Below are 18,979 nucleotides of genomic sequence, written 5' to 3'. Positions count from 1 at the left end.
GAGTGTTATATATTGAAGGCATTAGTAACTGGCGGGGCAGGATTTATTGGTTCACATTTAGTAGATTATCTTGTGAAACAGGGGTTTGAGGTAATTGTTGTTGATGATTTGTCGATGGGAAAGATAGACAATATAGAGAATATAGACATCGTAAAATTATACGTTGAAGATGTGCGTAATCAGGACTTTATGAGGGGCTTATTGTTGCGAGAAAGGTTTGATTATATTTATTATTTAGCAGCTGTGGCTAGTGTCGCAGATTCGATTGAACGTCCTGAAGAAACACATGAAATAAACCATAACGCTGTACTGAAAATGCTTGAGTTTATTAGATGTTCAAATTTATCTATCAAAAAATTTCTGTTTACTTCATCTGCAGCGGTGTATGGAAATTTGTCTGAATTACCAAAGCGAGAGGACTCACGAGTTGATCCGTTATCACCGTATGCAATTGACAAGTATGCTACAGAGCGTTACGTGCTAACATACGGGGAATTGTATGGTTTACCGACGGTTTGTGTTCGTTTTTTCAATGTCTATGGTCCAAGACAAAACCCAAGTTCACCGTATTCAGGCGTCTTGTCAATTTTAACAAATTGTTTGAAACGAGATGAACAGTTTACTTTGTATGGTGATGGAAAGCAGACTAGAGACTTTGTGTATGTTGAAGACGTGATTCAGGCATTATGGCTAATCAGTGAGAAAGAGACTTCCCACGAGGTTTTCAATGTTGCGAATGGTCTCGAATTAAGTTTACAAACAATTATGACAACATATGAGCGAATTACTGGCTGTAAGTTAAAAGTAAGTTGTACTGGTGGTCGTGTCGGAGAAGTGACTCGATCGGTGGCAAATATAAGTAAGTTAGCCGACTTGGGGTATAAAACACATTGGCCCTTAGAAAGAGGCTTAACCCAGTATTGGGAAGGGGGAAATCATGAAACGAATAGAAATTAGTCAGTCAACTAATGAGATTAGCACTTCGAATAAACAGTATCAGTTTATGTTTAAAATAGGGACTCCTGTTACTGGAACGAAATTAATTATTAAACGTAGTCTTGATCTGTTAATCGGTATTTTGGGTGGATTAATTAGCGTTCCGATTATCATGGTATTTGCAATACTAGTTAAGCTAACTTCAAAGGGGTCGGCATTTTATAAACAAGAACGGGTAGGTCGTATGGGGCGTCCATTTATGGTAATCAAACTACGATCTATGTGTCAAAATGCAGAGGCAGAGACTGGCGTGATCTGGGCCAAAAAAAATGATACTCGTATCACCAAAATTGGAAAATTTATGCGGAAGACTCGAATTGACGAACTACCACAATTTTGGAATGTATTAAGAGGCGAGATGAGTTTGGTTGGCCCACGTCCGGAACGACCAACATTAACTGAAAGATTTAGTGACACAAACGAAGATTTTCCCAAGCGCTTACGGATCGTTCCAGGAATTACGGGATATGCTCAAATTAATGGTGGTTATGACAGTACGCCGGAACAAAAATGTAAACTTGATAATTATTATATTGAAAATTTTTCATTATGGTTAGATTTGCGTATTCTTTTGGGCACGGTGAAGATTATCTTTACTGGGGACGGTGCCAGATGAATGTTTCTGTTTTGATGTCTGTGTATGCAGGTGAACAGGCTGATTATTTTGAAGAATCACTATTGAGTATTTGTGAGCAGTCTATATTACCAAAGCAGATTGTTATCGTGAAAGATGGCTTTTTGACGCCGGAACTGGAAAAAGTGTTAACGAATTTTAAGCGGGCATTTGAGCATAAAGTAAAAATCGATTGTGTGTCACTTACTCAGCAAGTCAATTTGGGACCAGCTTTAAACGAAGGGTTGCGACGGTGTCAATGTTCACTGGTTGCTAGGATGGATAGTGATGATCATTGTTTGAAAAATCGTTTTGAAATTCAATTAGCAAGTTACGCTAATTATCCAGAAGCTAAAATTATAGGTGGACAAATTCAAGAGTTTGATAAAAGTTGGGATCAGGTGATTAGTTACCGTAAGGTTCCACTTGCACCGTCTGGAATTTGTGCTTTCTCACGTAGGCGTAATCCAATGAATCATATGACGATTCTGTTTGAGAAGGACTATGTCGAGAAAATTGGTGGTTATCGAAATATTCCGGGTTTTGAAGATTATGACTTATGGTTGCGAGCACTAAAGGATAGTGGGAAAGTTTTACGTAATGTGCCGGAAGTACTAGTCGCAGCTCGTGTGAAGAGTCTACAGAATCGACGCGGGGGGATTAAATATCTGAGAAAAAGTTTTGTTGCTCATCAGATGTTTTATCGAGAAGATTTAATTGATTTTAGATCATTAATGGTCGTATTAGTGGGTAGCATTGCAACAATCTGTAGTCCAAAGTGGGTACGGAAAGCCATGTACAAAAAATTTTTGAGAAGGGGAAAGTTGTAATGCAATTCTACATCTTAATATTTCTAACAGTGGGATTGTTAGTGAGTTTGAGCTGGTATTTTAATTCAAATATTCCAATTATCTTTGCGGGAGTGATCTTGGCAATTGTTGCCGGTGGAAGAGCCGACGTTGGTTTCGACTATCTCGCATATCAAAACGTTTTCAATGCGGTTCAGAGTGGCGTTGATATTTTTTTAATCGAACGGTTTGAAATTGGATATTTATTATTGAATTGGTTTGCTGTGTCATTGGGAATCAGCTTTAACATGTTTTTGATGGTGTATTCGTTGATTACGATGGGGTTGCTTGTTCTTTTTCTGTGCCAACTTAAACGACCGCATGTCGCTTCTCTAGCATTATTGTACTATACCGCTAGATTTTATCTTACGCGAGATTTTGGCCAAATACGTGCCTCACTTTCGGTGATTATCTGTTTGTTTGCAATTCGTGCGATAATTGCTAATCGGATTTGGCGGTTTGTATTCCTTATTATTATTGCCAGTCTATTTCAACGAGTTGCGTTAGTATTGATTCCTACATATCTGCTGTATGTGATATTACGACGTCATGTGACAATTGTAACGTATTCATTTCTGATCACACTAGCGTTCGTTTTTTCAAAATTTTTTAGTGGCGTATTGCAATCCCACGCTGCATTATTTGGTGAATACTCAGCCTATTTATTAGATACTGGTGTTGTCACAGTGCCCGCTGTAAATCCGGTAATATTATTGCAACTGTTAATAGGCTTTATGAGTGTCATGTACTTTTTTAGATTAGCACCCAGAATAAAAAAAGTTGGGATTGATGAAGGTAGTGGTTTGAGTTTGGAATATACACAATCAATTAGTATATTTTATATGATTGGAACGTTAGTTTTAATTTTGCTTAGTAGCATACCAATTGCGGCCGGGCGAACGTCGACAGCATTAAATACTTTAGAAATATTGATCGTACCATTATTGTTTATTCGAATTTTCCGTGGTAATACAGTACTTTATATGTTTACTGGATTTACAATGATTATAGCCTATTTTTTTTTCAATCATGCGGGAATTCAAATTTTTATTCCATACCATTTCTATTTTTTTTGACACCGGCTATGTTTCTCAGTATTGGTCTAAATGTTTACTGACTACGCGATGTTATATCAACTTCCCTTATATGGATTAAATTCTTCTCAGTTTATTCTAACTTTTGCTTCGTAATGGAGAATGAAATGAAAATACTGTTTGTAATTTCCACTTTAGAAAATTGTGGACCAGTGAATGTCCTATATGCATTGTGTGCAAAACTGGCCCATAATCAGAGAATTAGTGTTTTAACGATTTCAGCTGAAAAAAATGATAGTCGTTGGGACGATTTTTCTGCTTTACCAATTGAATTGGAAAGTTTAAATCTTACTAGGAGTCAGTTTATGTTGTATGGATGCCGTAGGCTTAAGACCTTCTTAACTGGCAAACATTTTGACGTTACGCATAGTCACGGCATCCGAGCTGATAGGCTTGTTTCAAAGCTTGCATCAAGTCAGAACAATACTGTTAAGTTCAGTACTGCGCATAATTTTCCATTTGAAGATTATGTGTCAACATATGGCAAAATCCTGGGCAGTTTAATGGCAAATTTACAATTTCGATATTGGAAAAAAATATCAAATGTAATTACTTGTTCCCAATATATCGGGCGGCAAATAAAAGAAAAAGAAACGAGTGTGCATGTAACTAATGTCCATAATGGTACACTTCAAGGTCAATTTATTTGTACGAAACAATTAAATAGTGAAACGATTAATTTAATTGTTCTAGGAAGCTTGAATGAACGAAAAAACTCTCAGTTTATACTTGAGTGCATGCAGCGGGTAGAGCCTCAACTAAAAAGGTTAAAGCTTACTTTAGTTGGTAACGGACCGTTATTTGCTGAGCTCAAAAAAAAATATACATCACAGCAGATTATTTTTAAAGGGCATGTAAAAGAACCAAGTTCGTTATTAAACGATGCTGATTGGTTGCTCTCAGCATCAAAATCAGAAGGATTACCAATGGCCGTGTTGGAAGCTTTGTCATGGAACTGCAACTTATTGTTGAGTGATATCGGGCCACACATAGAGATTAATGAAGTTGTTAATAATTGTGATATTTGTCGAGTTTTTACATTAACCCAAGCAAGGGACTTGGAACAATTACTACTAGGTATAGATCAGGGAATTATAACTTGGCATGAAGGTGGCTACGAACTTTGGCAAAGAAATTTTTCGGCAAGCGTAATGGCAAAAAAATATTTAAGAACTTATCAAGCCAAACAAAATTAAGGAGATCCAAAAGTGAGAATTGTTATGATTGATGACAACGATATTGTAAGCGATTCTAGAATTTTAAAGGAGGCAGTATCATTACAAACAAGGCATGAAGTGCTGATACTTGGAATGGCATCGGACAAATGTCAGACTAAAATAATTAGATATCGGGGAACCAAACTACGGGTTAATTATATTGCATTGATGCCAAATGTTACTACGAAGTTCGAACGTTTCTTACGATATATGATTTTTCAATTCAGGGTTGGCCGCTGGCTACGAAAGCACAAGGGAGAATATGATGTTGTCCACGCGAGCCATTTGAGCACTGCCTGGATTAGTGAATTTTCAGTGTCTAAACAACATAAGGTTGTGTTTGATGTACCTGATTATTTTACGGATTCACGACGATTTATGACGCCAATTAAGTTTGCCATTAAAAAAGTTGAGACCTTTTTTTTGAATCATGCTGATGCAGTAATCATTACTTCTGAGGAACGTGTTACTCAAATTAATCCAGCAAAGCCTAGACTATTAGCAGTAGTTTTTAATAGCCCTGATGTACCAAAGACTAGTCGCGTGGCAGTAAATCAAAAAAGCGATAAAACAAAAATCAAACTTGCATATATTGGTGGTCTTACTCCGTTTAGAATGTTACCGGAATTATTGAAAGTTGTTGAAAAGGACGAGCGGCTCACTTTGGAAATTGCTGGTAGTGGGATTCTTGAACAACAGGTGAAATTGTTTGAGAGAAATTGTGATCGCATTCATTTTCTTGGCCAAGTGCCTTATGAACAAGTGCTTTCAATCGAACAACAGGCAGATATATTGACTGCCTTGTATGATCCAGCAATTGCCAATCATCGTTATGCGTCACCAAATAAATTTTTTGAGGCCATGGCCTTAGGGAAACCCGTTGTCATGGTCCTTGGCACCGGTATGGCAACAAACTTATCAGATAATGGCTATGGCGCAGTAATTTCAGGAACTGGTCAAATTGATTTGGCAAATGGGATAAATCTATTAATTGATAATCGTGAGTGTTGGCCGAGAAATGCAGTTCGAATGCAGTGTGATTTTGAAAAAAAGTTTTCATGGCGAATTATGGAAAAACGAATTTTGGCTCTTTACGATACTTTTGAGGATGATACTATTGAAGATTAAAATAACGAGTCGTGATGTTATTTGGAACTACGTTGGAACGTTGTTGGGGATGGGGGGAAACTTTTTACTCATACCATTTCTATTACACTATCTTTCGTCGGACGAAATAGGAATTTGGTACATTTTTTTATCACTAAATGGATTGGTAATGTTGTTCGATTTGGGATTTGCTCCTACTTTTGCTAGAAATGTTACTTATGTTTGGAGTGGTGCAACCGCATTGGAACGAGATGGTACTCAATTTGAGGGACACTCACAGACGATAGACGAGCAGTTGTTTAATACACTCATTAAAACTAGTCAATATATTTATCGACGACTTGCATGTATTGCAACACTTTGTCTAGTATTAATTGGTTCGCTGTATTTATATTTAGTGGCTGGCTATATGATCACCCTAACTACGATTGTCGCTTGGGTAATATTTTGTATTAGTATTTATGTCAATTTATATATGGGGTATTTTGCAGCATTATTACGAGGAACTGGAAAGGTCTCGGCTTTGAATAAGGCATTAACAATTTCAAAATTATCGCAATTGTTCATCGTCATCATACTTTTACTCTCTAATTTTAGCTTACTTGCGGTGTCTGTTGGATTTTTAATTAATGGTTTGGTACTACGTTGGTTATGTCGCGATGCTTTTTTTGGTGATAGGAAGGTCAAACGAATTACCGCGATGATAGGCAATGTTTCTCGGCAGTCAGTTTTACAATTGTATAAGGTTATTTCTTACAATGCTTTTAGGGATGGCAGGGTTGCTATTGCCAACTATTTGGCCACACAGGCGACTTCAATTATTGCATCTTTCTATTTAAGTTTATCAGCAGTAGGAGTGTATTCCATTTCCGTACAACTGGCAACTGCCGTTGTTAGTGCTGCGGCTGCTTATGTTAATACCTATCATCCGGCTTTTCAGGCAGCATATATCACTGGAGATATGCGGCAACAGCGAACTATTGTAAAACGTGGTTTTTTTATTTTTTATCTAATTGCCGCCATCGGAGTGGTTGGTATTTTGACTATCGGACTTCCTATACTAGAGTTTATCAAGCCTGATACCAGTTTTGATCGATTAGTCTTTTTGGGCTATGCAGTCTATATGATTTTGTGGCAGCAACAGTCTATTAGTGCGTCATTTATCTCAAATACCAATGAAATTCCGTACGTTCGTGCCTTTGAGCTATCTGCGGCACTAAGTGTACTTGCTGGAATTATACTTTGTCAATTTGGCAGACTAGGCGTCTGGGGATTGATTGGCGGAGCAGCCTTAGTACAAGGTGTTTATAATAACTGGCGATGGACTGGATTGGTTTTGAAGCGACTAAATTTTGTCTGATATGGATAGGGGAAATTTATGAAAAAGATTAAAGTAATGTCGGTTTTGGGTACACGGCCAGAAGCAATTAAAATGGCACCATTGATCAGACAACTGCAACAATCACAAAATTTTGTCCCAATTACGGTTGTAACGGCACAACATCGTGAAATGCTGGATCAAGTGTTAACAGTTTTTAAAATTAATCCCGATTATGATTTAAACGTTATGCAACCCAATCAAAGTTTAGCAGAAATTACCAGTCGGGTTTTAACACGTCTGGACGCAATCATGTCAGACGAAGATCCAGATATAGTTTTGGTACATGGGGATACGACAACAACGTTTGCGGCAAGTCTCAGCGCGTTTTATCATCAAATTCCAGTTGGCCATGTTGAGGCCGGATTACGAACATGGGATAAATACTCGCCTTATCCTGAAGAAATGAATCGTCAGTTGACGGATAGTTTAGCTGATCTTTTTTTTGCACCAACTCCTTTGAGTCGCGACAACCTTATTAAGGAAAATCGTGATAGCGACAAGATTATAGTGACCGGCAATACAGCAATTGATGCGCTTAAAGAGACTGTAAATACGAATTATAAGCACCCAGTTTTAGATCTGGTACAGCCTAATCATCGAATAATTTTGTTAACGATGCATCGACGAGAAAACCAAGGGAATCCGATGATATCAGTATTTAAAGCGGTTAAGGCAGTTGTTGAAAGGTATCAGGATGTGGATGTTGTTTTTCCCGTACATTTGAGTCCAAAAGTGTTTAAAATAGCACAATGCGTTTTGGATTCAACTGAGCGAGTTCATCTGACCGCGCCACTGGATGTGATTGACTTTCACAATATTGTCTCAAGATGTTATTTTGTTATGACTGATTCTGGTGGTATTCAAGAAGAAGCGCCTTCTCTCAATAAGCCAGTCTTAGTCTTACGTCAAGCAACGGAACGGCCAGAGGGAGTCACTGCCGGAACATTAAAGTTGGTTGGTACGCAGCAGGAGGAGGTAGAAGCGGCAATGATGATACTATTAGATCATCAAGTCGAGTATCAACGAATGGCAATTGCGCCGAATCCTTATGGTGACGGTCATGCAGTTGAACGAATTTTACAAAGTTTGCAAAAATATTTTGCAAACTATGAAGAGTAATGCTTGCTATTAAGTGTGGATCAATTATTGACAAAGATATTAGTAATCGTTGGCACCTTAAAAGTCGCATAAACCCAGCAATCATGCTAAAATAAGTCATGTTACTGAACACAAGGGAGCTGGGTTAAGATGGCTACAAGCAAGCGCCGCTTTAAAGCGGAAATTGATGGTCACGATTACACAATCATCGGCAACGCATCCGATCGTCACATGCAGACGGTGACACGGATGATGAATGAACAAATTGCACAACTAAAGAAATTAGCCCCAGACCTGTCTGACCAAGCGATTGCAACTTTGATTGCTTTCAATGCGATTTCAGATCAGGTGGATAAACAGGCAGAATTATTGAAGATGCAACCGGATGATGCACAAGAATAGCTGCATCATCTTTTTTTGCGTTCGATGAGATTCCAAGGAGGGATACATTTGAATTCCAAAGTACTCACTACCTTAGAGTACCAACAAGTTAAACAACAACTGACACCTTATTTAGTGTCGGCAGCGGGTCAGAAAGAACTCGCTGAGCTACAACCAATGAGTGATCTCAACCAGGTCCAATTTGCACTGGATGAAACGAATGACGGTGCTGAAGTTTACCGGTTAAAAGGTAGTATTCCAATTGCCCGGCTAGCGGATATTGCACCGCACATGAAACGTTTGGCAATTGGAGCTACTTTAAATGGTAGCGAGCTAGGCCAGGTGGGCCGTGTTTTAAAGACAACGCGCGCGATTACCCGCTTCTTTGAAGACTTATTAGAAGATTCACCTGAAAATGGTATTCGCCATTTATTTGACGAAGTTCAAGAGTTAGTGACGTTGCCGGAAGTCACGAAGCGACTAGCAACGGCCATTGAAGGCGATGGTCATATTACTGACAACGCTTCACCAGAATTGGGCAGTATTCGGAGCCACATCAGTAAAACCGAAGGCGAAATTCGTTCGAAGATGGAACAATATACGCGTGGCAAAGACGCGAAGTACCTGAGTGATCCAATTATTACGATTCGAAACGATCGTTATGTTATTCCAGTCAAGGCAGAGAATCGCAGTCGCTTTGGCGGAATCGTTCACGACCAAAGTGCGAGTGGACAGACGTTATTTATTGAACCACAGGCCGTGATGGCGTTGAATGATCGTCTACGGCAGAATCAGGTGGCAGAGAAACAAGAAGAGCAACGGATTTTGGAAGAACTCTCTAATTTGATTTCACCGTATCAAGACGAAATTCTGCAAAACGCTGCAATGCTGGGTCATTTTGACTTTATCAATGCCAAAGCCCGGTATGCCCACGCGATGAAAGCCACGGAACCGACCGTTTCAGTTAAAAATGAAGTCTATCTTCGCCAAGCTCGGCACCCGTTAATTGATCAAAAGAAAGTCGTTGCCAACGACATTACGTTGGGTACGGACTATCAGGCGATTGTGATCACCGGTCCAAACACCGGTGGGAAAACCATTACGCTGAAAACTCTCGGACTATTACAGTTAATGGGCCAATCGGGGTTATTTATTCCCGTGGATGAAGGCAGTCGGATTGGGATTTACGATCAAATATTTGCTGATATTGGTGACGAACAATCGATTGAGCAAAATTTGAGTACGTTCTCCTCACATATGGAAAATATTGAAAGCTTTCTGGCTCAGATTAATGACCGTAGTTTAGTGCTGGTCGATGAATTGGGTGCTGGGACCGATCCCCAAGAAGGGGCAGCCTTGGCAATTGCTATCTTGGATGCGATTGGTGCTAAAAATACGCAAGTTGTCGCGACCACTCATTATCCAGAATTAAAAGCGTACGGATTTAACCGTCCGGAGACCATCAACGCCAGCATGGAGTTTGATGAGACCACGTTGAAGCCAACGTATCGTTTGCTCGTTGGGATTCCTGGCCGTAGTAACGCGTTAGACATTGCCCAACGATTAGGAATTCCAAAAACGATTGTCGATCAAGCCCGGTCACTGACAGACAGTGATAGTCAGGACTTGAATGCGATGATTGCTGACTTGGTTGCTAAGCGCAAGCAAGTGGAAGACGAACAGTTGCAACTAACAACTGACTTAACTGACGCGGATAAGCTGCATAAACAATTGAAGAGCGAATTCAATGCCTATCAGCAACGTAAAGATCAACTGATTGAAGCTGCGAAGGTACAAGCTAATGAAATTGTTGAAAAGAGTAAGACAAAGGCCGACGCGATCATTAGTGATCTACGCAAGAAACAACTTGCTAGTGGCACAGCTAACATCAAAGAAAATGAGTTAATTGATGCTAAAGGTGCATTGAATGCTTTGGAACAACAGCCTAAGTTGAAGAAAAACCGCGTGTTACGACACGAAAAAGCCAAGCAAGATTTCCATAAGGGTGACGATGTCTTAGTGAAGTCATACGGCCAGCGTGGTGTGCTCGTTCAGAAAATGGGCCAACATGAGTGGGAAGTTCAGTTGGGTATTTTAAAGATGAAGATTCAAGAAGCAGATATGGAAAAGGTGACGCCAGAAGCGGAACCTAAGCAAGCCCGGGCAGTGGTGCGCTCTGCGAATGCTAGTCACGTCTCACCTAATCTTGATTTGCGAGGAGTTCGCTATGAAGATGCGATGACGCAAGTAGATCGTTACATTGATGCTGCCTTACTGGCTGGTTATCCAGCGGTGACTATTGTCCATGGTAAAGGGACTGGGGCATTGCGTGAAGGCATTACCGAGTATTTGAAGACTAATCGACAAGTCAAGTCATTTCACTTTGCGGCGCCAAACCATGGCGGTAACGGTGCGACAGAAGTTAGTTTTAAATAGATTGTGGACAAATTGGTTGTGCTTTTTTAAGGTTAACTGATATACTTACTATAAGTAAATGACAAATTATAGGGAGGCCGATTAACATGGTCGAAGCAACTACAGATAAGACTTTCGAGACGGATACCGCAAAAGGCGTAACATTAACTGATTTTTGGGCAACTTGGTGTGGTCCATGTCGGATGCAATCACCAGTGGTTGAACAATTAGCCAGTGAAATGGGTGACAAGGTGACTTTTAACAAGATGGATGTCGATGCTAACCCAGAAACGGCTAGCAACTTCGGCATCATGAGTATTCCAACTTTACTCGTTAAAAAAGATGGTGAAGTGGTCGACACCTTGGTCGGCTACCATTCTAAAGAACAAATTATGCAGAGTTTAGATCAATTCGTTGAAGCTTAGACTTGACGATTAGAGCTTCAGTTATCAGTGATGGTAATTGAAGCTCTTTTTTTGTAAAAAAAAACACCACTCTCAGGTAGTGTTTTAGACTTAAGCTTGTGGCGATTGCTCATCATCAGTCGGTTGTTGATCCGCTTCTGGCCGGACGATTTCAAGCGGTGCTTGTGGATCATGTCCCAATAAGGGTTGTTCATGGTCAATTGTGACCGAAATTTGGAGTCGCATTTTATTTTGGAAGGTGATTTTGGCTTCACTGACACAGTTAAACCGTTCGCTCACTTGTTCCGCTAAAAAGCCAGTTTCCAGCATGAAATCGGGAGCTTTAAGCGCAAAACTTCGACGAGCGACTGGTTCCCCGGTCAGCTCATAGGTGATCAAATCGTCAGCTTCCTTTTGGAGAATGAGATGTCCCCAGCCACATTGTTCGAAAAAGGTGACGAGGTCATCGTTTGAAGCAACTGGAAATTGGCGCGCCAAATCTTTACCTGCCCAGTAAAGGATCCCACTGCTATCGTCTCCCAGCAAGTTTGGTAACAAGGCATCGCGCAGGACTTCAACGCTTAAAACGGAAGACTTGATTGCATTACCCGCAAATTGAGAATAAAAGGCGTTCGTCATGATAGTTCCTTTCCATGTGTAATCGCAGTATCTCACTGCACCATAATAAATAGTATACCTTGTTTCTATAGATATACAGCCTTTTTTCACTTTCTAAGTCGGAAACTTTACCAATTCATACCCATTTGGTGTTGCTTGAAATCATGGGTAAAAAAGACCATAATAAAGTTTCAGAATTCAGCGAACGGAGATTTTGAAAATGTCTAATGAACAGGCAATTGGTTTCATGGATTCCGGGGTTGGCGGTTTGACTGTAGTCAAGCAAGCCTTGAAACAGCTTCCCCGTGAACGTGTTATTTTTATTGGTGATCAAGCCCGGTTACCATACGGTCCGCGCCCGAGCGCTCAAGTTCGCGATTTTTCCTGGCAAATGGCGACGTTTCTAATGTCACAGGACATTAAGATGCTGGTCATTGCTTGTAATACTGCGACGGCAGCGGCGTTACCAGACTTACGCGCAAAGCTAGATATTCCAGTCATCGGCGTAATCTCACCTGGTTCCCGGGCGGCGATTAAGGCGTCTAAGAATCACCGGATCGGGGTGATTGCGACTGAAGGGACGATTCGTAGTGGCGCTTATCGTAACGCCATCTTGGCGAAAGACCCAAGTGCAACGGTAGTCTCACAAGCTTGTCCCAAGTTTGTGCCGCTAGTCGAATCAAATGAATACCGTTCTCCTGTAGCGAAACGAGTGGTGGCTGAAGGGCTCCAGAGTTTCAAAAATAGTGGGATTGATACGCTAGTGTTGGGCTGTACCCATTATCCATTGTTACGACCCTTAATTCAAAATGTGATCGGTCCAGACGTGACCTTGATTGACTCGGGTGCAGAAACGGTTAACGGTGTTTCTTTCATGTTAGACTATTTGGATATTGCGACTACTAGTAGTAAGAAACCACAAGCGGACCGTTATTATACGACCGGTTCAGCAGATCAGTTTGCGACGATTGCGCAAGATTGGCTCAAGCAACCAGCTTTTAAAGCGACCCAGATTGAATTAGGAGGCGACTTGGTATGAAGGACTTAATTATTGCGACTAATAATCCTGGTAAGGCGCGTGAATTCGCGGAGATGTTCAAAGATTACGCAATTACGATCAAAACACTCGCGGATTTTACGACGATTCCCGAGATTACCGAAAACGGCATTACATTCGAAGAAAATGCCACTAAAAAGGCAACGGTAGTGGTCGAGGCGACTGGACTCCCCACGATTGCGGATGATTCAGGCTTGATGGTCGATGCCCTGCACGGTGATCCAGGGGTCTTTTCTGCGCGTTATGCCGGTGATCATAATGATGCGGCCAATAATGCAAAGTTGTTAGCAAATTTAGGCGGTGTCCCAGAAGCGAAGCGGACGGCAACCTTTCATACGACTCTAGTTGCCTTGAAACCGAATGGACGGAAGTTAGTCGTGACTGGTGAACTCAAAGGGCGAATCTTGATTGCGCCCCGTGGTGACAATGGCTTTGGTTATGATCCGTTGTTTTGGTCCGAGAAGTTTCAATGTTCGTTAGCGCAATTAACGGATGCTCAGAAAAATTCGATCAGTCATCGGGGGGCAGCCCTGCGACAACTGATGCCAAAATTTGATGAATGGTGGGCGAATTAAGATGAAATGTCTAGTGGTTAGTGATAGTCATGGTGATCGCGATATTTTAGTGTCATTACTGGCGGCTTATCAAGGTAAAGTCGATGCCTTTTTCCACTGTGGTGATTCTGAGTTACAAGTGGACGATGATGTTTTCAAGCAGATGTACACGGTCCAAGGTAACATGGACTTTGATGACCGGTTACCAGAAGTTGTGAGCACGACGGTTGACGGTGTTTCAGTGTATATGACTCATGGCCATTTAGTTGGGGTGAACTTTGGTTTGGATCAATTGATGGCGGCCGCCAATCAGCAACACGCTCAGTTGGCTTTCTTTGGTCACACGCATCAATTAGGCGTGGAGCGGCATAACGGCTTATTGGTCCTGAATCCGGGGAGTATTAGCCAACCTCGCGGTGAATTTAGTCGTCTTGGTGGGACTTATGCGATTGTTGAAATGACTGGTCAAGATGTGACTGTTCAATATTACAATCGTCAGCGCCAACCCGTTCCAGAATTGAAATTTCATTTCACGAGCTAAAGAATGCTTAAAATCACCAGATAATCCTTAACTTGACGTCACTTTCAGGTAAAATAGAAAGAGAGTCTTTTTAGAAGGGGGTTCATCTGATGTTGATCAAACCAGTTGAGGATATGCTGCTGCGTAACGCGGATCATTATTTGATTCCTGCTGATATCGTGGCGGTTGTCCAAGCTGATAATAATTTATACCACGCTTTTTTGGTGTTAACGAAGATTAAATATTCTAAAATTCCCGTATTAGATAATGACGGCCACTTTGAGGGATTGATTTCCTTACCATTGATAACGGAACAAATGCTAGGATTTGATCACCTGAATACCGAGATTTTAATGAACATGCATGTCAGTGATGTGATGGAAACTCAGGTCAAAACGGTGACCTCAGTGGGAGATGTTGAAAGCACCTTACACTTGATGATCAATGATCCCTTTGTACCAGTCGTGGCTGACGATGGCATTTTTCAAGGTATCATCACCCGGCGAGAATTTATGAAGAGTTTCAACTTTTTGACTCATGAAATCGGGAAACAATATGATATGATTGAGAAGGATTTTTCCAGAAGCGAAAAAACTAATTGAAATAATGGAGGCCCTCTAATGGCAAAATTAGATGCACAATCAATTATTAACTACATTGGTAGCTCAAAGAAAAAGACGCCGGTGAAGGTTTTTGTAAAAGGTCAGCTTGACCAAATTACCGACGTACCTGCTGGGATTAAGACGTTCTTCAGTGGCAACGCTGGGGTATTATTTGGCGATTGGGCCGATGTTGAACCTTTCTTAAAGGCAAATGCAGATAAGATTGAAGATTCAGAATTAGAAAATAATGCTCGCAATTCAGCGGTGCCAATGGCTGACTTGAAACAATACAATGCGCGAATCGAACCTGGTGCTGCGATTCGTGACCAAGTTTTAATTGGCGACAACGCTGTCATCATGATGGGTGCTGTGATTAATATTGGTGCCGAAATCGGTGAAGGTTCAATGATCGATATGGGTGCCATCTTGGGTGGCCGCGCGATTGTTGGAAAAAATTGCCACATTGGTGCCGGTACTGTGTTAGCTGGCGTGGTTGAACCACCTTCGGCTAAGCCTGTACAAATCGATGATGACGTGTTAATCGGTGCCAACGCCGTGGTTTTGGAAGGCGTCCACGTTGGTAAAGGTGCCGTGGTTGCGGCTGGCGCCATTGTTATCAGCGATGTTGAACCAAATACCGTGGTTGGCGGTGTTCCTGCTCGTAAGTTAAAAGATATCGACGACAAAACTAAGAGTAAGACTGAACTCATGAGTGAATTACGGAATCTTTAATTCTGGAGGTGTAAAGATGGCATTACAGGAAGCTGAGTTAATTCCGATTTATCAACATTTACACCAAATTCCGGAACTAGGTTTGGCAGAACATGAAACGCAAGCGTATTTGTTGTCGATCATCGCTAAGATGCCGCAAACGTATTTGACGATTAAGAAGATACCAACTTTGGATACGGCGATTTTGGTCAAGGTGAGTGGTCAAAAACATGATTATCGCATTGGTTATCGAACAGATATTGATGGCTTACCAGTGACGGAAGCGACTGGGTTACCGTTTGCATCGAAGCATCCAGGTACGATGCATGCTTGTGGACATGATATTCATATGTCCGTGGCCCTGGGAATTTTAAGCTATTTTGCTGAAAATCAACCAGCGACAGATATGATTTTTATGTTCCAACCAGCCGAAGAAAACGCTTCTGGTGGCAAACGTCTTTATGAGAGTGGTGCCTTGGATGCCGACTGGTTGCCAGATGAGATTTTCGCGTTTCACGATAATCCAGATTTACCTGCTGGGGCGATTGGCTGTCGGATGGGAACTTTATTTGCCGGCACCTGTGAAATTCACGCGCATTTGACTGGTAAGAGTGGACATGCTGCTTTTCCACATAATGCCAACGACATGGTTGTGGCTGGTTCAGCATTGGTACAACAATTGCAGACTATCGTGTCTCGAAACGTTGATCCAATTCAGAGTGGTGTCGTGACCTTGGGCCATTTCACTGCCGGAACCATTGGCAATGTCATCGCTGGCGAGGCCCAAATCGACGGAACCATCCGGGCATTGACACAAGAAATGAATTTGCATATTCAACGGCGCGTTCGTACAATTGTTGAAGGGATTGCGCTTGCGTACGATTGTAATATTGATCTTGATTTGCATCAGGGTGGGTATTATCCCGTTGAAAACAATGATGCGATTACCGCTGATTTTATGTCCTATATGAAGCATGATGATGAAGTTAACTTTATCGAGACTCGGCCAGCGATGACTGGGGAAGATTTTGGTTTCCTGATTCATCAAATTCCTGGGACAATGTTCTGGTTGGGTGTCGATAGCCCGTATTCTTTGCATTCTGAACATATGGTGCCTCATACAAGTGCCATTATGGCTGGTGTGAATGCGATGACCGGCTATTTGACCCATCGTAATAACTTACAAGAATAATGTTATAAGTAAATTGAGTTAGAGTTAGGTTTATGTCACCCTTTAGACAGCTTTATACACCCACTATGAAAGTCAATTATTAAAAGCGAGGAATAAGTTATTGGATGCATATATAAAAAGTGATTTATATAGATATTATGGGAAAAGTGATTATTTAACCTTTTTTTAAGGCTATCTGATAAATGATACGTTTCGGTTTCAAGTTGCAATCCGTCTTGGAAATAAAACCGGACTAAAAAAATTATTGGGGAAGATAATGTGGCGGCTAGATCCGACGCATCAACGGATTTTAATTAGGACTAATACGGAAATTGGCTACGGACTTTATATTGGTCATGGGGGACCAGTTGTCGTGAACAGTACTGCGGTTATCGGTAATAATGTTAATTTGAGCCAATTCACGACGATTGGTTCAAATTCAGAAAATGCTGCAACTGTTGGAAATAATGTTTATATAGGTCCAAGCGTCTGTATTGTGGAAAATGTTCAAATCGGTAGTAATGTCACTATCGGTGCAGGTAGTGTGGTTATTAAAGATATACCGGACAATGCTACGGCTGTGGGGAATTATGCTAGGGTTGTTAATTATTCGAATCCTGGAAAATTTATCGTCAATAGATGGTCGATTGAGTAAGGAATAACACGTAAAAACGCGCTCTCACTTTTTGAAAAGTGGGGGCGCGTTTTTGCATACTTTATTCTTTTAAGGTACCGAGAAGCTGTTGTATCCAATAATAGGATTTTTTAAGATATCGCTTGCCAGTACCATGCCCAGCATCATCCAAATCGACATAAATAATACCGTAACGCTTTGACATTTCAAGTGTTCCGCAAGAGACGATATCAATAACTCCCCAAAGCGTGTAACCAATCACTGGAACGCCATCTTCAAAAATTGCTTTGCTGATTTCATTCAGGTGAGCAGCAATATAATCAATTCGGTAGTCATCCTCCACTGTATTATTGTGTAAAGTATCCCGGGCACCAATTCCGTTTTCAGCAATAAATAGTGGCAGCTGGTAGCGGTCATACATACTGTTCAAACTGGTTCGAAGTCCTTCGGGATCAATTTGCCAGCCCCATTCTGATGTCTTTAAGTAGGGGTTTTTGAGACCAGAAACCAGATTACCGCTGGTTGAATGGTACTTTTCTTGATCAACCGTATCAATCATTGACATGTAGTAAGAAAAGCTAAGAAAATCAACTGTATTTTCTTTGAGTAACTTTGTATCCTCAGGAGTAGTCTGGATGCTAATTTGTTGTTGCTTGAAATATTTTTGAATATAGGTTGGATAGTAGCCACGTGCTTCGACATCGGTATAAAAGTAATTTTTGATATTTTCATCTGTGTAGGCTTTAAAAATATCCGCAGGCTTACAAGTTGCTGGATACGTCGTGAAACGTGCAATCATCCCACCAAATTTTGAGCCAGGTAATAACTCGTGTCCTAATTGGATAACGCGTGCATTAGCAACAAATTGATGGTGAAGTGCTTGGAAACTTGCTTGCAAATAATCATGTTCGTTTTTGAAATTATCCCGGATGATTGCGACGCCATTGTAGGGATTGAAGCGAGAGGCGTTTATTTCATTAAATGGTAACCAATAATCTACCAATTCCCCAAGCTGTTCAAACAGTGTTTTAGCCAACTTAACATAGAAGTCAATCATTTTCCGACACTGCCAGCCGTTGTATGCTTCGACCAAATGAACTGGCACACTATAGTGCAAAATCGTGACAAATACTTGCATCCCGTATTTGTGACAAGTTTCAAATAATTTCCGGTAGTAATCAAGACCTGCTTGATTGGGTTCTAATTCGTCACCGTTGGGGTAGATGCGTCCCCAACTGATTGAAGTACGAAAAATTTTTAGTCCACTAGCTGCTAGCAATTTGATGTCATCCGGATACTGATGGTAAAAGTCGATGCCCCGTCTCAATGGATAATTTTCAGTCTTCGTGGAATTTAGCGCTTGTTGATATTCAGACAAGTTAATATTCAGGTTCCGGTGTTGGTCGCGGGTGCTGCGATCCCATTTCGCATCAAAAAAACGTAAATCTTGAGTTTCTAGTCCGCGACCGTCGGCGTCAAATGCACCTTCTGCTTGTGAAGATGAAATGGCACCACCAAGTAAGAAGTTTTCGGGGAGTTTTGGGTATGAACTTTGCAT

20 protein-coding genes are annotated in these 18,979 nt (G+C 41.0%); 18 read left to right on the top strand and 2 right to left on the bottom strand.

Annotated elements, in window-relative coordinates; translation table 11 throughout:
• The first annotated feature begins 12 nt into the window (after positions 1-12).
• From FFM64_RS02515 to trxA, 11 genes are all read left to right on the top strand, one after another.
• Positions 13-957: an NAD-dependent epimerase/dehydratase family protein gene (locus tag FFM64_RS02515; RefSeq protein ID WP_137606433.1), complete on the top strand. Its 945-nt coding sequence runs from the start codon at positions 13-15 to the stop codon at positions 955-957.
• The gene (locus FFM64_RS02510; protein WP_137606432.1) at positions 938-1,612 is read left to right on the top strand and encodes an exopolysaccharide biosynthesis polyprenyl glycosylphosphotransferase; all 675 of its coding nucleotides are present in this window, start codon (positions 938-940) and stop codon (positions 1,610-1,612) included. Before FFM64_RS02515 ends, FFM64_RS02510 begins: the two co-directional genes overlap by 20 nt.
• Positions 1,609-2,439, top strand: coding sequence for a glycosyltransferase (locus FFM64_RS02505; RefSeq protein ID WP_171000262.1), 831 nt, complete (start codon positions 1,609-1,611; stop codon positions 2,437-2,439). The genes FFM64_RS02510 and FFM64_RS02505 overlap by 4 nt, the downstream gene beginning before the upstream one ends.
• Entirely contained in the window at positions 2,439-3,533 is a 1,095-nt protein-coding gene (locus FFM64_RS02500) for an EpsG family protein (RefSeq protein ID WP_137606430.1), read from the top strand. The genes FFM64_RS02505 and FFM64_RS02500 overlap by 1 nt, the downstream gene beginning before the upstream one ends.
• Before the next feature lie 125 nt (positions 3,534-3,658).
• Positions 3,659-4,747, top strand: coding sequence for a glycosyltransferase (locus FFM64_RS02495; protein WP_171000261.1), 1,089 nt, complete (start codon positions 3,659-3,661; stop codon positions 4,745-4,747).
• A gap of 12 nt (positions 4,748-4,759) precedes the next feature.
• Entirely contained in the window at positions 4,760-5,896 is a 1,137-nt protein-coding gene (locus FFM64_RS02490; RefSeq protein ID WP_137606428.1) for a glycosyltransferase, read from the top strand.
• Positions 5,886-7,235: an O-unit flippase-like protein gene (gene wzx, locus FFM64_RS02485; RefSeq protein WP_137606427.1), complete on the top strand. Its 1,350-nt coding sequence runs from the start codon at positions 5,886-5,888 to the stop codon at positions 7,233-7,235. Before FFM64_RS02490 ends, wzx begins: the two co-directional genes overlap by 11 nt.
• A gap of 18 nt (positions 7,236-7,253) precedes the next feature.
• Positions 7,254-8,375: a non-hydrolyzing UDP-N-acetylglucosamine 2-epimerase gene (gene wecB, locus FFM64_RS02480; RefSeq protein WP_137606426.1), complete on the top strand. Its 1,122-nt coding sequence runs from the start codon at positions 7,254-7,256 to the stop codon at positions 8,373-8,375.
• 129 nt (positions 8,376-8,504) lie between these two features.
• Positions 8,505-8,756, top strand: a complete 252-nt coding sequence (zapA, locus tag FFM64_RS02475; RefSeq protein WP_137606425.1) for a cell division protein ZapA — start codon at positions 8,505-8,507, stop codon at positions 8,754-8,756.
• A 48-nt stretch (positions 8,757-8,804) separates the two neighbouring features.
• Positions 8,805-11,171, top strand: coding sequence for an endonuclease MutS2 (locus tag FFM64_RS02470; protein WP_137606424.1), 2,367 nt, complete (start codon positions 8,805-8,807; stop codon positions 11,169-11,171).
• Positions 11,172-11,257: 86 nt separating this feature from the next.
• Positions 11,258-11,575, top strand: coding sequence for a thioredoxin (gene trxA / locus FFM64_RS02465; protein ID WP_137606423.1), 318 nt, complete (start codon positions 11,258-11,260; stop codon positions 11,573-11,575).
• Positions 11,576-11,665: 90 nt separating this feature from the next.
• Here the strand turns inward: trxA and FFM64_RS02460 are convergent, their stop codons facing one another.
• Positions 11,666-12,193: a YslB family protein gene (locus tag FFM64_RS02460; RefSeq protein ID WP_223876875.1), complete on the bottom strand. Its 528-nt coding sequence runs from the start codon at positions 12,191-12,193 to the stop codon at positions 11,666-11,668.
• A gap of 199 nt (positions 12,194-12,392) precedes the next feature.
• Between FFM64_RS02460 and racE the strand changes: the two genes are divergently transcribed.
• From racE to FFM64_RS02425, 7 genes are all read left to right on the top strand, one after another.
• Positions 12,393-13,211 carry a glutamate racemase gene (gene racE / locus FFM64_RS02455; protein WP_137606422.1) on the top strand — a complete coding sequence of 273 codons (819 nt, stop codon included), beginning with the start codon at positions 12,393-12,395 and terminating at the stop codon, positions 13,209-13,211.
• The gene (locus FFM64_RS02450) at positions 13,208-13,804 is read left to right on the top strand and encodes an XTP/dITP diphosphatase (RefSeq protein ID WP_137606421.1); all 597 of its coding nucleotides are present in this window, start codon (positions 13,208-13,210) and stop codon (positions 13,802-13,804) included. Before racE ends, FFM64_RS02450 begins: the two co-directional genes overlap by 4 nt.
• A 1-nt stretch (position 13,805) precedes the next feature.
• Positions 13,806-14,324: a metallophosphoesterase gene (locus FFM64_RS02445; protein ID WP_137606420.1), complete on the top strand. Its 519-nt coding sequence runs from the start codon at positions 13,806-13,808 to the stop codon at positions 14,322-14,324.
• Between the two features lie 89 nt (positions 14,325-14,413).
• Positions 14,414-14,905, top strand: a complete 492-nt coding sequence (gene cbpB, locus FFM64_RS02440) for a cyclic-di-AMP-binding protein CbpB (protein ID WP_137606419.1) — start codon at positions 14,414-14,416, stop codon at positions 14,903-14,905.
• Positions 14,906-14,923: 18 nt separating this feature from the next.
• Positions 14,924-15,637, top strand: coding sequence for a 2,3,4,5-tetrahydropyridine-2,6-dicarboxylate N-acetyltransferase (gene dapD / locus FFM64_RS02435; protein ID WP_137606418.1), 714 nt, complete (start codon positions 14,924-14,926; stop codon positions 15,635-15,637).
• A 16-nt stretch (positions 15,638-15,653) separates the two neighbouring features.
• On the top strand, positions 15,654-16,808 hold the full coding sequence (locus FFM64_RS02430) for an N-acetyldiaminopimelate deacetylase (protein WP_137606417.1): 1,155 nt from the start codon (positions 15,654-15,656) through the stop codon (positions 16,806-16,808).
• A gap of 352 nt (positions 16,809-17,160) precedes the next feature.
• Positions 17,161-17,442, top strand: a complete 282-nt coding sequence (locus FFM64_RS02425; protein ID WP_223876874.1) for a serine O-acetyltransferase — start codon at positions 17,161-17,163, stop codon at positions 17,440-17,442.
• Positions 17,443-17,503: 61 nt separating this feature from the next.
• Here FFM64_RS02425 and FFM64_RS02420 read toward each other — a convergent pair whose 3' ends face one another.
• Entirely contained in the window at positions 17,504-18,979 is a 1,476-nt protein-coding gene (locus FFM64_RS02420; RefSeq protein ID WP_137606415.1) for a glycoside hydrolase family 1 protein, read from the bottom strand.

The sequence above is a fragment of the Lactiplantibacillus daoliensis genome (assembly GCF_005405005.1).
Classification (GTDB): domain Bacteria; phylum Bacillota; class Bacilli; order Lactobacillales; family Lactobacillaceae; genus Lactiplantibacillus; species Lactiplantibacillus daoliensis.
This window is presented reverse-complemented; position numbering and strand designations above follow the sequence as displayed.

Bases quoted from the DNA above. Each gene is read 5' to 3' on its own strand.
- FFM64_RS02445 (WP_137606420.1), top strand. From the start codon at position 13,806: ATGAAATGTCTAGTGGTTAGTGATAGTCATGGTGATCGCGATATTTTA.
- wecB (WP_137606426.1), top strand. From the start codon at position 7,254: ATGAAAAAGATTAAAGTAATGTCGGTTTTGGGTACACGGCCAGAAGCA.
- trxA (WP_137606423.1), top strand. From the start codon at position 11,258: ATGGTCGAAGCAACTACAGATAAGACTTTCGAGACGGATACCGCAAAA.
- dapD (WP_137606418.1), top strand. From the start codon at position 14,924: ATGGCAAAATTAGATGCACAATCAATTATTAACTACATTGGTAGCTCA.
- racE (WP_137606422.1), top strand. From the start codon at position 12,393: ATGTCTAATGAACAGGCAATTGGTTTCATGGATTCCGGGGTTGGCGGT.
- FFM64_RS02510 (WP_137606432.1), top strand. From the start codon at position 938: ATGAAACGAATAGAAATTAGTCAGTCAACTAATGAGATTAGCACTTCG.
- FFM64_RS02495 (WP_171000261.1), top strand. From the start codon at position 3,659: ATGAAAATACTGTTTGTAATTTCCACTTTAGAAAATTGTGGACCAGTG.
- zapA (WP_137606425.1), top strand. From the start codon at position 8,505: ATGGCTACAAGCAAGCGCCGCTTTAAAGCGGAAATTGATGGTCACGAT.
- FFM64_RS02430 (WP_137606417.1), top strand. From the start codon at position 15,654: ATGGCATTACAGGAAGCTGAGTTAATTCCGATTTATCAACATTTACAC.
- FFM64_RS02460 (WP_223876875.1), bottom strand. From the start codon at position 12,193: ATGACGAACGCCTTTTATTCTCAATTTGCGGGTAATGCAATCAAGTCT.
- FFM64_RS02420 (WP_137606415.1), bottom strand. From the start codon at position 18,979: ATGCAAAGTTCATACCCAAAACTCCCCGAAAACTTCTTACTTGGTGGT.
- FFM64_RS02450 (WP_137606421.1), top strand. From the start codon at position 13,208: ATGAAGGACTTAATTATTGCGACTAATAATCCTGGTAAGGCGCGTGAA.
- cbpB (WP_137606419.1), top strand. From the start codon at position 14,414: ATGTTGATCAAACCAGTTGAGGATATGCTGCTGCGTAACGCGGATCAT.
- FFM64_RS02500 (WP_137606430.1), top strand. From the start codon at position 2,439: ATGCAATTCTACATCTTAATATTTCTAACAGTGGGATTGTTAGTGAGT.
- FFM64_RS02505 (WP_171000262.1), top strand. From the start codon at position 1,609: ATGAATGTTTCTGTTTTGATGTCTGTGTATGCAGGTGAACAGGCTGAT.